Consider the following 14615-nt stretch of genomic DNA (forward strand, 5'->3'; position numbering starts at 1 on the left):
AAGGGGATGCGTCATTATCTCAGCCTCCGGGCGTGCATCCCTGCGTCACTTGGCCGAACCGGAGCAGGCGATAATCGCGACGTCTTCCATCCTGCCCGCCGCGCCCCATGCCCACCCTCGACCGCCGCCAGTTCTCCCCCTCCGCCGCGCGCAACCGCGGCCCCATCCTCGCCGTGCTGCAGCGCGTGCTGCCGGTCGACGGGCTGGTTCTGGAACTCGGCAGCGGCACCGGCGAGCATGCGGTGCATTTTGCCCGCCACCTGCCCGCGCTGTGCTGGCAGCCGAGCGACGCCGACCCCGCGGCGCTGGCCTCGATCACGGACTGGGTGGCGCACAGCGGGCTGCCCAACCTGCTGGCGCCCGTGTGCTTCGACCTCGCCGCCACCCCCTGGCCGGTCGCCGCCGCGGACGCGATCGTGGCGATCAACGTGCTGCATTACTCGCCCTGGGAGAGCACGCCGGCGCTGTTTGCGGGCGCGGCGGCGGTCGTGCCGGAAGGCGGCGTGGTGGTCTGCTACGGCCCGTATCGCCGCGGCGGCGCCCACACCGCGCCGAGCAACGCCGACTTCGACGAATGGCTGCGCAGCGTCGATGCGCGCTTCGCGGTGCGCGACCTGGAGGCGGTGGAGACCGAGGCCCGGCGTTGTGGCTTCGGGCTGGAGGCGGTGGTCGACATGCCGGCGAACAACTTCAGCCTGGTCTTCCGTCGCGGTGGGGGGCTCGGCGTGCGCGCATGATGTGCGCGGCCGGCGCATCGGCGACAATCGATGCTGATGCGTTTCCACGCCCCCGAACCGTTCCCGAGGCTCCCATGCCCATCTTCTGGCGACCGCAATTCCGCATTGGCCACGACGACATCGACGCCGACCACCGCTACCTGATCCTGCTCATCAACACGGTGGAGCTCGTGCTGCGCTTTCCGGACGACCCGCGCAATGTCGAGCTGGCGCTGACCGAGCTGCGACGCTACGCAGAGGACCACTTCGAGCGCGAGGAGCGCATCCAGATCGCCTACGGCTACCTCCACCTCGACCAGCACAAGCTCGAACACCGCGCCTTGCTGGCCGAGCTCGACATCCTCGTGCAGCGCATCCACGCCACGCTCGAGGATTCCGATGGCGGGGTGGAAGGTGTCAAGGCGCAGAGCGGCGAGATCACCGCCTTTCTGCGCAAATGGCTGGTGGATCACGTGATGAAGTCGGACATGCAGCTCGTGCCGCTGTTCCGCAAGTCGGTCGTGCGTTAGGAGCTCCGCTTTGAGCGAGCAGCCCTCGATGGATGGAGAAGATCTTGGTGCGGGCGGCTGTTGCGGCACGTGCGGTGGCGCGGCGCCCAAGCCGCGGCTGCAGCCGCTGGCGGCCGCCGAGGCGCGCACGCGCAGCGTGTTTCGCATCCCCGGCATGGACTGCCCGTCCGAGGAGCAGATGATCCGCCTGCGCCTGGCCGAGGCGCCGGTGGCGGCGCTGGCGTTCGACCTCGCCGGGCGGCGGCTGACGGTGGATCACGACGGCGACCCGCAGGCGATCCTCGCCCGTCTCGTCCCGCTGGGTTACGGCGCCGAGCTGGCGGAGTCGCATACGCTCGCCGCCGATGAGGCCGCGCCCGCCGCGCCCGCCGACGACGCGGCCGAGGCCCGCGTGCTGTGGATCCTGCTGGCGCTCAATGCCGTGATGTTCGTGGTCGAACTCGGCGCCGGCATCTGGGCGCGCTCGGCCGGCCTGGTTGCCGACGCGATGGACATGTTCGCCGACGCCGCCGTCTATGGCGTCGCGCTTTACGCGGTAGGACGGGCCGCGCGCTACAAGCTGGGTGCCGCGCGCCTGGCGGGGGGGCTGCAGCTGGTGCTGGCCCTTGGCGCGCTTGCCGAGGTCGTGCGTCGCATCGTCGGCGATGCCACGCCGGAGCCGATCGGCATGATGGGCATCGCGCTGCTCGCGCTCGCCGCCAACGTCGCCTGCCTGGTGCTGATCGCCCGCCATCGCGAGGGCGGAGTGCACATGAAAGCGAGCTACATCTTCTCGGCCAACGACGTCGTCGCCAACCTCGGCGTGATCGTCGCCGGCGTGCTGGTGGCGTGGACCGGCAGCGCGTGGCCGGACTGGATCATCGGCCTGGTGATCGGCGCGGTGGTGCTGACGGGCGCGGTGCGCATCCTGCGACTTGGGTGAACGCCACCGGGGGGCCGGTACGCCATCGGCAGTGCGCGGTCGTCGGCCGGGCCCCGTCGATGCGGGGGCATGCGCCTGCGCCTGATGACGCCGGCTCCGAGCATCCTGCAAGACCCGATCAACTTCTGTGAAAGCCGACATGAACGAAGCGAAAGACGTCGAGCACAGCCCCTGGGCGGTCTTCCTGATCTTCCTGCGCCTGGGCCTCACGTCGTTTGGCGGGCCGGTGGCGCACCTGGGCTATTTCCACGCCGAGTTCGTCGCGCGCCGGCGCTGGCTGGGTGAGCGCGCCTATGCCGATCTGGTGGCGCTGTGCCAGTTCCTGCCCGGCCCGGCGAGCAGCCAGGTGGGCATGGCGCTCGGGCTGCAGCGCGCCGGATACCGTGGTGCTCTGGCTGCATGGGCGGGCTTCACGCTGCCCTCGGCGATCGCGCTGATCCTCTTCGCGCTCGGTCTCGCACGACATGGCGACGCGCTGCTGTCGGGCGCGCTGCACGGGCTGAAGGTGGTGGCGGTGGCGGTGGTGGCGCAGGCGGTGTGGGGCATGGCGGGCAAGCTCTGCATCGGCCGCGCCCGCATCACCCTGATGGCGCTCGCGGCGTGCATGGTGCTGGCGCTGCCGACGGCGTGGACCCAGGTCGGGGTGATCGCGCTCGCGGGGCTGGCCGGGCTGGCGCTGTTCAGAGCGCAGGCGGAGGCCGGGGTGCGCGAGCCCTCGGCGGCGACGCGGCGCGCGGCTTCCTCGGGCGCGCGTGCGGGGGGCCTCGGGCCGCTTCCGAGTGTGTCGGTGCCACTTGCGGGCGTGTCCGAGCCGGACTCGGGGGTCTTGGGGGCGAATACGGGTGCGCCGGGGCCGCGCTCGGGGTGGCTGTGGCTGGCGGCCTTCTTCGCGCTGCTCGCCGCCCTGCCGCTGCTCGCCGCGCTGCAGCCCGATGGCTGGCTGGCGCGCGTGGATGCCTTCTACCGTTCGGGCGCGCTGGTGTTCGGCGGCGGGCACGTGGTGCTGCCGCTGCTGCAGGCCGAGGTGGTGCCGACGGGCTGGGTGGACGGGGAGGCCTTCCTCGCCGGATATGGCGCGGCGCAGGCGGTGCCGGGGCCGCTGTTCACCTTTGCCGCCTTCCTCGGTGCCGCGGCGCAGGACGGCTATGGCGGATGGGTGGGCGGAATCGTGTGCCTGCTCGCGGTGTTCGCGCCGTCCTTCCTGCTGGTGGCGGGCGCGCTGCCCTTCTGGGAGCGCCTGCGCGGGGATGCGCGCATGCAGGCCGCGCTCGCCGGCATCAACGCGGCGGTGGTGGGGCTGCTGCTGGCTGCGCTGTACCAGCCGGTGTGGACCAGCGCGATCCACCGCCCGCAGGATTTCGCGCTCGGCCTGGTGGCGCTGGTCGCGCTGATGTCGTGGAAGTGGCCGCCCTGGCTGGTGGTGGCGGCGTGCGGGGTGGCGGGCGGGGTGCTGGGGGGGCTGGCCGCGTAGCGCGGGACCGAGAGCCCGATCGCGACTTGCGTCGCTCCCACGAGAGGCCCGCAACGCCCGGGGTGGAGTCGTTCCCACGAGAAGCCCGCAACGCCCGAGGTGGAATGTGGGAGCGACGCAAGTCGCGATCGCGGCGGTGGAAGGCGCGCGGCGACGATCGCGCGCGCAAACGCTCGCCGCCGTCCTGCGCGGCCCCGGCGGTCTCCTCAGCCCTTGGCGTCTTCCTCCAGCATGCGCTTGAGGTAATCCGGCACGCCCGACAGCACCAGGGTGTCGGTGGCGCGGTCGTAGTGCACGGCGCCGGAATGCAGGCCGCTGCGCTCGAACTCCAGCTTCCAGTTCTCCGCGCTGGCGCTGAAGCGTACCAGCGGGCGGATGGCGCGCCGGTTGGGCACGAAGCCGGGGGCGATCTTGGTCTCCTCGGCGCGCAGCAACGCGTCCAGGCGCTCGGGCTGTTCGGGGAAGACCTCGCGCGCGAGCTCCTCGAACACCACCGGGGCGCCGGCCTCGCCGAGGGTGTCGAGGTAGTCGTGGGCGCGTTCGAGCACGGTGTCGCGGGTGGCGGGGGCGAGGCGCTCGGTGTCGACGAAGCGGTCGAGCGTGGCGACCAGCTTCTTGGTCTCCTGCAGCGCCACCATCACGTCGCTGCAGCCGAGCACGCGCTTGAACCAGGCGCCGCCCTTGCCGCGCCCGCGCAGGAAGCCGAGGTAGCGCTCGTCGCCGCGCCGCCAGCCGGCGAGGTCGACGCGCCCGGCGGCGTGCAGCGCGGAGAAGTCCACATGGGTGCAGTCGAGCGGTGCGAGGTCGCCGCCGATCGCCACCCCGTCGCTGCTGCCGAGCAGCGCCACCCACAGGCTGTCGCCCTCGCCCTCGCGGATGCGCGCGAGCACGAGATGGCCGCCTTCTTCCAGCTCTTCCTCGTCGGCGATCGCCTGCACGCGCTCGGCGAGCTGGCAGGAGAGGGCGGTGAAGTCGAGGGTCTCGTCGACGAGGTGCTCGCGCAGCCAGCGCGCGAGCGGGAAGCGCTCCTCGTCCTCCTCGAAGCGGCCGAAGCCCTTGGCGCTGCGGCTCTCGTACTGCGCGCACAGGCGCTCGGCCAGGCGCAGCGTCGCCGCGTCGAGCGCGCAGGGCGCCTCGCGCAGCACCAGGCGCGAGGGTGCGCCGGGCTCGCGCACCAGGGCGTGGAGGATCAGATGGGTGACGACGTGTTCGACGGTGCGCATGGGGCGGACTCGGGCGGGGCGGGGGGCGGGGTGCGGGGTGCGGGGGGCGGGGGGCGGGGGGCGATTCTGCCACGTGTGTCGCCGAGTCGAGTCATGATCGCGACTCGCGTCGCTCCTACGACCGGTCCCAGGCGCTGGCTGTAGCTCGACGGTTCTCGTGGGAGCGACGCAAGTCGCGAAAGGGCGGCGCACTGTGGGCGCGAGCTTTTTCACGGTCGGGCGAGGCGTTTGGCTGCCAGAATGAGCCATGTCCATCACGCCCGATCCGGGCAGGGGAGGTTCTCATGGAAACGACGCGTACCAAGCTGCGCGGGGTAAACCTGGGTAGCTGGCTGCTGCTGGAGAAGTGGATGGTGCCCAGCCTGTTCGAGGGCCTGGAGGCGACCGACGAGACCACCTGGTGCGCCGAGCTCGGCCCCGCCGCCACCGAGCGCCTGCGCCGGCACTGGAACACTTTCGTCACCCGCGAGGACTTCGCCTGGATCGCCGCACGCGGCCTCAACGCGGTGCGCATCCCGATCGGGCACTGGATCTTCGGCCCCGACTACCCCTACCACCCCAAGTACGGCGCCCACCGCCACCCCTTCGTCACCGGCGGCATCGAGGTGCTCGACCGCGCCCTCGACTGGGCGCAGGAGTTCGGCCTGCGCGTGATCATCGACCTGCACGCCGCGCCCGGCTGCCAGAACGGCTTCGATAACGGCGGCATCAAGGACGTGGTGGAGTGGCATACGAAGAAGGAATACCTCGAGCACTCGCTCGCCGTGCTCGAGCGCCTGGCCGAGCGCTACCGCGCGCACCCGGCGCTGCACGGCATCGAGCTGCTCAACGAGCCGCGCTGGGACGTGCCGACCGACTACCTGAAGTCCTACTACCTCGAGGCCTACGCGCGCATCCGCAAGCACTGCGCGCCGGAGACGGTGGCGGTGGTGTTCCACGACGGCTTCCGCAGCTTCCGCGAGTACCTCGGCTTCATGCAGGCGCCGGCCTTCCGCAACGTGGTGTTCGACTATCACCGCTACCAGTGCTTCGAGCGCTGTGACATCGACATGGACATCCACGGCCACATCCGCAAGGCGGCGGTGGACTGGCGCGAGGAAGCCGACGCGATCAACGCCGAGCTCGGCCTGCCGGCGGTGTGCGGCGAGTGGAGCCTGGGGCTGGACCTGAAGGTGGTGTCGCTGTGGGCCGAGGGGCCGTTCAACCACGCCCTCGAGCACATGGACGACTTCCAGCAGGACGTGGCCAGCCGCGCCTACGGCGACAGCCAGCTGATGACCTTCGAACGCCTGGCGGGCTGGTTCTTCTGGAGCTACAAGACCGAGACCACGCCGGCCTGGTGCTTGCGCGCGTGCGTGGAGCGCGGCTGGCTGCCCTCACGCTTCGGGTAGGGAGGGCGTTTCCGGCCGCGCCGCGGGTGCGGCCGGCGGCTGCAGGCCCGGGCGCGGGCGCTGCAGCAGCAGCCGGCGCTCGAAGAAGTGGTTCTGGCGTGCGCGCCGGCTGATCACCAGCAGGGTCGAGCTGGGCAGCTCGTGGTGCAGCAGCTCCAGGGTGTCGACCTCTTCCTTGGGCGCGAGCGCGTCGGTGGCCTCCTCGATGAAGATCCACCCCGGCTGGTGCAGGAACACGCGTGCGACGCCCAGGCGCTGCTGGATGCGCAGCGGCAGCTCGCGCCCCCAGTCCTCCTGGGTGTCGAGCTTGGGGGCCAGCCAGGCGATGCCGGCGCATTCGAGCGCACGCTCGAGCACGGCGTCGGCGTGGCGGTCGGCGTCGTCGGGATAGCTCAGCACCATGCGCAGGCTGCCCGCGGGCAGGAAGGGCTGGCGCGGCACGAACATCAGGTCGCGCCCGAGCGGCAGCCTCACCTCCCCGCTGCCCCACGGCCACAGCCCGGCCACCGCCTTGAACAGGCTCACGGTGACCGCAGGGTCGCCGCAGATCAGCACGCGCTCGCCGCGGCGCACGCGCAGGTCGAAGTCGTCGAGGAGGATCTCGCCCGACGGTGTCTGCAGGCGCAGTTGGCGCAGCTCGAGCTCGGGGTGGGGCGAGCTGCACACCGCGATGCGCTCGCGGCCGCGGCTGCGGGCTTCGGCGCGCTCGAGCGCGAGCATGTCCTCGTAGAGGCTGGCGACGCGGTCGATCGAGGCGCGGCAGCGCGCCAGCTCGCCGAGGTTGTCGATCGGCCACGACAGCGCCGTGGTCAGGCGCTGGAAGGCCTGTGCCGCCTGCATCAGCACGCCCAGCGTCATCGCCCCGGCGATGTACTGCGGCGCGGCGATCAGGATGGGGAACACCGGCAGCAGGGTGCCGTAGCCGGTGGAGAAGGACACGATGCCGAGGTAGGCCAGGGTCTGCCGGTTCCAGCCCCGCCCGACGTCGTCGAACAGACGCGCCGCCTCGCGGCGCTCGTGCGGCTCGCCGTGCATCATCGCGATCGGCTCGGCGTGCTCGCGCGCGCGCGCCAGCCCGAAGCGCAGGTTGGCCTCGACGGTCTGCAGGCGGTTGGTGGCGCGGATCAGCGGGCGACCGAGCATGAGCCCGAGCGCCGCGCCCACGCCCGCATACAGGAAGGCGGCGAGCACCATGTAGCCGTGCACCGCGATCGAGGTCCCCGGCAGCGGCGCGCTGCCCGAGACGCGCAGCAGGATGTCGATGAAGCTGCCCAGGATCAGCAGCGCGAACAGCAGCGAGTGGGCGAGCGAGACCGCCACGTCGGTGGCGATGCGGATGTCCTCGGCGATGCGGCCGTCGGGGTTGTCGTGCTCGCCGGCGGTGAACTGCAGGCGGTACAGGTGGCCGTGCGCCAGCCAGTGCTCGAGCAGCAGGTCGGTGAGCCAGCGCCGCCAGTCGAGCTGCAGCCGGCGCTTGACGTGCATGTGCAGCGCGGTCACCCCCATGGTGAGCGCGAAGATCAGCACGAAGACCCCGACCAGCTTCATCAGCTCGGACAGCGCACGCTCCTCGAGTGCGTCGAAGAGGTCGCGGTTCCAGTAGCTCACCCAGATCGCCAGCCCGACCTGCGCCATCGTCAGCAGCGCCAGCGCCAGCACCGTCCCGCGCACCTGCCACTTGCGCGCACAGTTCCAGTAGCCCCCCGCCAGCAGCAGGAAGCGCCGCCCGCCGTCACGGTGGGGCGGCCGGCGGTGGGGCTGCTTGGGAAGGGAGGCGGCGTGGGTGGAGGACATGAGGTAATCATGCCTCGTTACGGGGCGCTCGTCCGTGGAGGAAGACGCGGTTTGCTTGCGGACTGCAAGCGGGCTGCGAGACGGAGCGATCGTTTTGCTACGCGAGTCCCGAGCGACCCGGCTCTGCGAACCACCCGCAGAGGCTTCAGAGATGAAAAAAGCCGCTGACCCTTGCGGATCAACGGCTTCGTGTCTGGTGGTGGTGATGGGCGGAATCGAACCGCCGACCTATGGGTTATGAATCCATCGCTCTAACCGTCTGAGCTACATCACCAACAGAGCGCGCGAATATAGCGGGTCTGCGGCGGGGTCGTCAAGCGTCAGCGCGCCCGAAGAGGACCTTCTGCGGATGGGGCCATGCCGGTTGCGCGTGCGCCGCGGCACCGGGGCAGGGCGGCCATGCGCGCGCAGTGGCTCCGCAAGTGCGTGCAGGGGCTAGGGTTCTGCGAGTGGAACGCTTGATTTATAAGGCTTTTGCATTGACATCCCCGGGGCGATGGACGATCATCGGCGCCCTGTTCCCTACCGTTCCGGATCTTTCCGGCCCGTCCTTGCGCCCGCATTTCCTCTCCGTCCTGCTGGCCGGTCTCTCCGGCCTCGCGTCCTCCGTGGCCTTTGCTGCCTTGCCGCGGCCGATTCCCGACGACGCGGCGCGGGTGAAGATGACGTTTTCCTCGGCCAGCGTGGTGCAGGTCAAGGATGCCACGCTGCAACTCAGCCCCGGCGCGCAGATCCGCGATACCCACAACCGCATCGTGCTGCCCTCGCATGTGTCTGGCGAGTACGTGGTGCGCATGCTGGTCGACCGCAACGGCCAGGTGCATCGGGTGTGGATCCTCACCCCGGAAGAGGCTGCGGCGCCGATGCCCAAGGCGCCGTCCCGGCCTTGATGGATGCCGCGATGCCCGCCCGACCTGCCGCAAGGCCTTGCCTGACATTCCCTGATAGATGAAGAAACTCTACATCCGCACCTTCGGGTGCCAGATGAACGAGTACGACTCCGACAAGATGGCGGACGTGCTCGGCGCTCACGAAGAACTGGTCAAGACCGACAACCCGGAAGAGGCCGACGTGATCCTCTTCAACACCTGTTCGGTGCGCGAGAAGGCGCAGGAGCGGGTGTTCCACGATCTCGGCCGCGTGCGTCTGCTCAAGCAGAAGAAGCCCGGGCTGATCATCGGTGTGGGCGGCTGCGTGGCCAGCCAGGAAGGCGAGGCCATCGTCAAGCGCGCGCCCTATGTGGACGTGGTGTTCGGCCCGCAGACCCTGCACCGCCTGCCGAGCCTGATCGCGGCGCGCAAGCAGAGCGGGCGCTCGCAGGTGGATATCTCCTTCCCCGAGATCGAGAAGTTCGACGCCATGCCGCCGGCGCGCGTCGAGGGCGCGAGCGCCTTCGTGTCGATCATGGAAGGCTGCTCGAAGTACTGCACCTTCTGCGTCGTGCCCTATACCCGCGGTGACGAGGTGTCGCGCCCGCTCGAGGACGTGCTCGCCGAGATCGCCGGTCTCGCGGCACAGGGCGTCAAGGAGGTGACGCTGCTCGGCCAGAACGTCAACGCCTGGCGTGGCGTGCTCTCGCGCGAGGACGGCGAGCAGGGCGCCGACGTTGGTGATTTCGCCTTCCTTCTGGAATGCGTGGCCGAGATCCCCGGCATCGAGCGTATCCGCTACACCACCTCGCACCCACGCGAGATGACGCAGCGTCTGATCGACTGCTACGCGAAGCTTCCCAAGCTGGTGTCGCAGTTGCACCTGCCGGTGCAGTCGGGCTCGGACCGCGTGCTGGCGGCGATGAAGCGCGGCTACTCGGTGCTCGAGTTCAAGTCCGTGGTGCGCAAGCTGCGTGCGGCGCGGCCGGATCTTTCCTTGACCTCGGACTTCATCGTCGGCTTCCCCGGCGAGACCGAGGAGGACTTCGAGAAGACCATGAAGCTGATCGACGACGTCGGCTTCGACGGCTCCTTCAGCTTCGTCTACAGCTCGCGTCCCGGCACCCCGGCCGCCGACCTCGAAGACCCGGTGGCGCAGGAGACCAAGCTCGCCTGGCTCGCCCGCCTGCAGAAGCGCATCGACGAGCAGTACCAGGCCAACAGCGAGGCCATGGTCGGCACGGTGCAGCGCATCCTGGTCGAGGGCGCGGCGAAGAAGAACGCCGAGGCCGAGATGATGGGCCGCAGCGACAACAACCGCGTGGTCAACTTCCCCTCCGACTCGCCCGTCCGCGATCGCCTCGTCGGGCAGTTCGTCGAGGTGCGCATCACCGCAGCATTGCCGCACAGCCTGCGCGGCGAAATCCTCACCCGGGAATCCTGAATGGCGAAAATCCTGGAAGTCTTCTTCGAGCCGGTGGATAACGCCCGGCTGGCCAAGCTGTGCGGCGTACTCGACGAGAACCTGCGCCAGATCGAGAACGCCTTCGACATCACCGTGAGCCGGCGTGCCGAACACTTCACGCTGCAGGGCCACCCCGCGCAGGTGCTGCGCGGCGAGATGGCGCTCAAGCATTTTTACGCGCTCGCCGACAAGGATCTGTCGCGCGACGAGGTCCAGCTCGGCCTCATCGAGATCGCCAACAAGGGCGAGGCGGCGCAGCCCGCGCCGGTGCTGATGACGCGCCGTACGGAGCTCCACGGCCGCACGCCGCGCCAGGTCGACTACCTGCGCAACATCCAGGACTTCGACATCACCTTCGGCATCGGCCCGGCCGGCACGGGCAAGACCTATCTCGCGGTGGCGAGCGCGGTCGACGCCTTCGAGCGCGACCTCGTCGAGCGCATCATCCTCACCCGCCCGGCGGTCGAGGCCGGCGAGCGCCTGGGCTTCCTGCCCGGCGACCTGGCGCAGAAGGTCGACCCCTACCTGCGCCCGCTCTACGACGCGCTCTACGACCTGATGGGCTTCGACCGCGTCGGCAAGCTCTTCGAGCGCGGCAGCATCGAGATCGCGCCGCTCGCCTTCATGCGCGGGCGCACGCTCAATAATGCCTTCATCATCCTCGACGAGGCGCAGAACACGACCCCCGAGCAGATGAAGATGTTCCTCACCCGCATCGGCTTCGGCGCCAAGGCGGTGGTCACCGGCGACCTCACCCAGATCGACCTGGCACGCGGCCAGCGCAGCGGTCTCAAGGAGGCGCGCGCGGTGCTGGCGGGGGTGCGCGGCATCGCGTTCACCGAATTCAGCAAGGAAGACGTGGTGCGTCATCCGCTTGTCGCGCGCATCGTCGAAGCTTACGACCTCGAGGCTGCGCGCCTCGAGCGCGAGAAGGCCGCGGCCCGCGCCGCGCGCCAGCAGCCGCACCCGCAGGAGCAGGAAGCCGAAGATGGCGAATAAGACCAACAGGACCGACAGGACGAACCAGGCGGCCGCGCGCAAGTCGGCCGGCACCTGGCCCAGGATTATCGCCGTCGATGCCGACGGCAAGGCTGCGCGCATCCGCGCCGAGCGCCTGGAGATCGAGCTCGGCGACGGTCGCAAGCTGCTGCTCGCCTTCCCCGAGAAGGCCTGGGGCGACCTCGAGATCGAGGCCGAGACCGACGACGACAACGCGGTGCCGATGCTGTCGCTGCAGCCCGGTGCCTGCAACCTGATGACCCTGCGCGTGGATGTGCACCACGACATGAGCTTCGTCGAGCCGCTCGCGCTGCCCGCGGGCGAGCATCCGCCGGTGCTGAAGCTGCAGGTGCAGAAGGCGGTCGAGGGCGAGGACAAGGCCAACTGCCCCAAGAAGAACCACATCCGGCGCTGGGCCGCGGCGGCGCTGCGCGCCAGCGCCCAGGTCACGGTGCGCCTGGTGGGCGAGGCCGAGGGGCGCGCACTCAACCGCGACTACCGCGGCAAGGACTACGCCACCAACGTGCTGACCTTCGCCTACGCCGAGGGCGAGGACCTGCCCGGCCTGCCCGCGGCGGCCGCAGACGTGCCGCTCGCCGGCGACCTGGTGCTGTGCGTTCCGGTGGTGGTGCGCGAGGCCGCCGCCCAGGGCAAGACCCTGGAGGCGCACTTCGCCCACCTCGTCGTGCATGGCATGCTGCACCTGCAGGGTTACGATCACGAGAACGAGACCGAGGCGGCCGAGATGGAAGCGCTCGAGACCGCGATCCTGCGCGAGCTCGGCTATGCCGACCCCTACGCCTTGAGCGCCTGAAGCGGAGACACCGACCCCCAAAATGGACAGTTCCCCCAAACCCTCCTTACTCGAGCGACTTTCGGCCCTTCTCTCGCGCGAACCGGAAGATCGCGATGAACTCCTCGCGCTGCTGCACTCGGCCTTCGACCGCAACCTGATCGACGCCGACGCCCTCACCATCATCGAAGGCGCCCTGCAGATGTCCGACATGCAGGTGCGCGACGTGATGGTCCCGCGCGCCCAGATGGACTGCGTGCATCTGGACGACCCGATCGACACGATCGCCAACTTCGCGATCGACACCGCCCACTCGCGCTTCCCCGCGATCGGCGACGGCAAGGACGACGTCGTCGGCATCCTGCTCGCCAAGGACCTGCTGCGCTACTTCGCCGGGCGCGAGTTCGACCTGCGCGACATGCTGCGCCCCGCAGTCTTCGTGCCCGAATCCAAGCGTCTCAACGTGCTGCTGCGCGAGTTCCGCGTGTCGCGCAACCACATGGCGATCGTGGTCGACGAGTACGGCGGCGTGGCCGGCCTGGTCACCATCGAGGACGTGCTCGAGCAGATCGTCGGCGACATCGAGGACGAGTACGACTTCGACGAGGTCGGCGACAACATCCGTCTCGACCACAGCGGCCGCTACCGCGTGAAGGCGACCACCGAGATCGAGGACTTCAACGAGGCCTTCGCCACCCACTTCAGCGACGAGGAATACGACACCGTCGGTGGCCTGGTGATCCGCCATTTCGGCCGCCTGCCCAAGCGTGGCGAGGCGGTGGAGCTCGAAGGCCTGAAGATCCAGGTGCTGCGCGCCGACAGCCGGCGGGTGTACACGCTGATCGTCGAGCGCCTGCCGCAGCCGCTGTCCGAACAGGCGTGATGCGGCGCGCCTGGCTGCTCGCGCTGCTCGCCGGCGGCGCGACGGTGTTCGCCTTCGCGCCCTTCGGGCTGTTCCCGCTCGCTTTCCTCGGCCTCGGCGTGCTCGTCTGGCTGCTCGCCGGCGCGGCGCGCGCGCGCGAGGGCTTCGCGCTCGGCTTCGCGTGGGGCTTCGGTGCCTTCGCCGCCGGAGTGTCCTGGCTCTACGTCGCGCTCGAACGCTACGGCGGCGTGCCCGCGCCGGTCGCCGCGCTGGCGATCGCGCTGTTCTGCGCCTACCTCGCGCTCTATCCGGCGCTCGCCGGGGCGGCCTTCGTCGCGCTGCGCGGCGAGCGCGTGGCAGGCGCGCCGGTGCGCGCAGCGGCGCTCTTCGGCGCGCTCTGGCTGGGCTCCGAATGGCTGCGCGGCGTGCTCTTCACCGGCTTCCCCTGGCTTGCCATCGGCTATGCGCAGACGCCGCCCAGCCCGCTTGCCGGCCTGCTGCCGGTGCTCGGCGTGTATGGCTTGGGGGGGCTGAGCGCCTTCATCGCCGCGCTGTGCGCTCTCGCGCTGCGGGCGGGTGGCGTGCGCGTGCTGCTCGCCTGGCGCCCGGCGTTGGCGCTGTGCGCTCCCTTCGCCGCCGGCTTCGCGCTGCTCGGCCATGCCTGGACCCAGCCGGTCGGCGCGCCCTTGAAGGTGGCGCTGGTGCAGACCGATTTCGCGCAGAGCCTCAAATGGGATCCGGCGCGCTTCGAGGAGGTGCTGCGGGTCAACCTCGAGCTCGCGCGCGACGCCTTCGGGCAGGCGCAGCCGCCTGCGCTGGTGGTGCTGCCCGAGACCACCGTGCCGACCCTGCTCGACCGCCTGCCCGCTGGCTATCTCGAAGCCTTCGCCGGCCTCGCCGCCGCGTCCGGCGCCGACCTGGTGATGGGCGCCTTCCGCCGCGACGCCGAGGAGCGCATCTACAACGCCGCGATCAGCCTCGGCAGCGCGCCCGTGCAGCTCTACGCCAAGCAGCACCTGGTGCCCTTCGGCGAATATTCACCGCCGCTGTTCGGCTGGTTCTACGCGCTGGCGCAGATTCCGATGTCCGACCAGACCCGCGGCGCGCCCGACCAGGCGCCGATGCGCTTCGGCGCGCAGCAGGTCGCGCTCAACATCTGCTACGAGGACCTCTTCGGCGCCGAGCTGATCCGCGCGCTGCCTGCGGCCACGCTGATGCTCAACCTCTCCAACCTGGCCTGGTACGGCGACTCGCTCGCCCAGCCGCAACACCTGCAGATCGCCCGCGTGCGCGCGCTCGAGACCGGTCGTCCGATGCTGCGCGCCACCAATACCGGCATGACCGCGGTGGTGCAGCCCGACGGCAGCGTCGCCGCCGTGCTGCCCGCGTTCGCGCGCGGCGTGCTCCATGCCGAGGTGCGCGGCCACCAGGGCATGACTCCTTATGCGCGCTGGGGCGATCGCCTCGCGCTCCTCGCCGCCGCGATCCCGATCGTCCTCGCACTCCTCGCCGCCGCCGCGGCACGCCCGCGCCGGACCGAAGCCCGGTAAAATCATCGTTTTTGCGTGCGCTGCGCAGCC

Annotated in this window: 13 protein-coding genes and 1 tRNA gene; 11 read left to right on the forward strand and 3 right to left on the reverse strand. The window is 70.3% G+C overall.

Annotated elements, in window-relative coordinates; all coding sequences use genetic code 11:
• The first annotated feature begins 107 nt into the window (after positions 1 to 107).
• From TMZ1T_RS04180 to TMZ1T_RS04195, 4 genes are all read left to right on the forward strand, one after another.
• On the forward strand, positions 108 to 737 hold the full coding sequence (locus tag TMZ1T_RS04180; protein ID WP_012584677.1) for a DUF938 domain-containing protein: 630 nt from the start codon (positions 108 to 110) through the stop codon (positions 735 to 737).
• A 74-nt stretch (positions 738 to 811) separates the two neighbouring features.
• Entirely contained in the window at positions 812 to 1246 is a 435-nt protein-coding gene (locus TMZ1T_RS04185; RefSeq protein ID WP_012584678.1) for a bacteriohemerythrin, read from the forward strand.
• A 10-nt stretch (positions 1247 to 1256) separates the two neighbouring features.
• Positions 1257 to 2168 carry a cation transporter gene (locus TMZ1T_RS04190; RefSeq protein WP_012584679.1) on the forward strand — a complete coding sequence of 304 codons (912 nt, stop codon included), beginning with the start codon at positions 1257 to 1259 and terminating at the stop codon, positions 2166 to 2168.
• Between the two features lie 139 nt (positions 2169 to 2307).
• Positions 2308 to 3639 (forward strand): chromate transporter, encoded by a 1332-nt coding sequence (locus TMZ1T_RS04195; protein WP_012584680.1) that lies wholly within the window; start codon positions 2308 to 2310, stop codon positions 3637 to 3639.
• A gap of 206 nt (positions 3640 to 3845) precedes the next feature.
• On the opposite strand, the gene TMZ1T_RS04200 is transcribed toward TMZ1T_RS04195, so the two are convergent.
• Positions 3846 to 4862, reverse strand: a complete 1017-nt coding sequence (locus TMZ1T_RS04200; protein ID WP_012584681.1) for a nucleoid-associated protein — start codon at positions 4860 to 4862, stop codon at positions 3846 to 3848.
• Between the two features lie 284 nt (positions 4863 to 5146).
• On the opposite strand from TMZ1T_RS04200, the gene TMZ1T_RS04205 reads away from it, so the two are divergent.
• The gene (locus tag TMZ1T_RS04205) at positions 5147 to 6253 is read left to right on the forward strand and encodes a glycoside hydrolase family 5 protein (RefSeq protein WP_012584682.1); all 1107 of its coding nucleotides are present in this window, start codon (positions 5147 to 5149) and stop codon (positions 6251 to 6253) included.
• Here the strand turns inward: TMZ1T_RS04205 and TMZ1T_RS04210 are convergent.
• Together TMZ1T_RS04210 and TMZ1T_RS04215 are read right to left on the reverse strand one after the other, a co-directional pair.
• Positions 6239 to 8047 carry an ABC transporter ATP-binding protein/permease gene (locus TMZ1T_RS04210; protein ID WP_012584683.1) on the reverse strand — a complete coding sequence of 603 codons (1809 nt, stop codon included), beginning with the start codon at positions 8045 to 8047 and terminating at the stop codon, positions 6239 to 6241. The two genes, TMZ1T_RS04205 and TMZ1T_RS04210, sit on opposite strands and share 15 nt — an antisense overlap.
• Positions 8048 to 8244: 197 nt before the next feature.
• Positions 8245 to 8321, reverse strand: a tRNA-Met gene (locus TMZ1T_RS04215).
• 175 nt (positions 8322 to 8496) lie between these two features.
• Between TMZ1T_RS04215 and TMZ1T_RS04220 the strand changes: the two genes are divergently transcribed.
• Genes TMZ1T_RS04220 through lnt form a run of 6 tightly spaced genes read left to right on the forward strand, consistent with a single transcriptional unit; the run spans position 8497 to position 14585 of the window.
• The gene (locus TMZ1T_RS04220) at positions 8497 to 8937 is read left to right on the forward strand and encodes a hypothetical protein (protein WP_012584684.1); all 441 of its coding nucleotides are present in this window, start codon (positions 8497 to 8499) and stop codon (positions 8935 to 8937) included.
• Positions 8938 to 8995: 58 nt separating this feature from the next.
• The gene (gene miaB / locus TMZ1T_RS04225) at positions 8996 to 10360 is read left to right on the forward strand and encodes a tRNA (N6-isopentenyl adenosine(37)-C2)-methylthiotransferase MiaB (RefSeq protein ID WP_004323401.1); all 1365 of its coding nucleotides are present in this window, start codon (positions 8996 to 8998) and stop codon (positions 10358 to 10360) included.
• Positions 10361 to 11380 carry a PhoH family protein gene (locus TMZ1T_RS04230; protein WP_004323400.1) on the forward strand — a complete coding sequence of 340 codons (1020 nt, stop codon included), beginning with the start codon at positions 10361 to 10363 and terminating at the stop codon, positions 11378 to 11380. It abuts the gene before it with no gap.
• A complete protein-coding gene (gene ybeY / locus TMZ1T_RS04235; RefSeq protein ID WP_004323399.1) occupies positions 11370 to 12194 on the forward strand; it encodes an rRNA maturation RNase YbeY in 825 nt (274 codons plus the stop codon). The genes TMZ1T_RS04230 and ybeY overlap by 11 nt, the downstream gene beginning before the upstream one ends.
• Positions 12195 to 12216: 22 nt before the next feature.
• On the forward strand, positions 12217 to 13056 hold the full coding sequence (locus TMZ1T_RS04240) for an HlyC/CorC family transporter (protein WP_004323398.1): 840 nt from the start codon (positions 12217 to 12219) through the stop codon (positions 13054 to 13056).
• Positions 13056 to 14585, forward strand: a complete 1530-nt coding sequence (lnt, locus tag TMZ1T_RS04245; protein WP_012584685.1) for an apolipoprotein N-acyltransferase — start codon at positions 13056 to 13058, stop codon at positions 14583 to 14585. The genes TMZ1T_RS04240 and lnt overlap by 1 nt, the downstream gene beginning before the upstream one ends.
• The last annotated feature ends 30 nt before the right edge of the window (positions 14586 to 14615 follow it).

It is taken from the genome of Thauera aminoaromatica (assembly GCF_000021765.1).
Classification (GTDB): Bacteria; Pseudomonadota; Gammaproteobacteria; order Burkholderiales; family Rhodocyclaceae; genus Thauera; species Thauera aminoaromatica.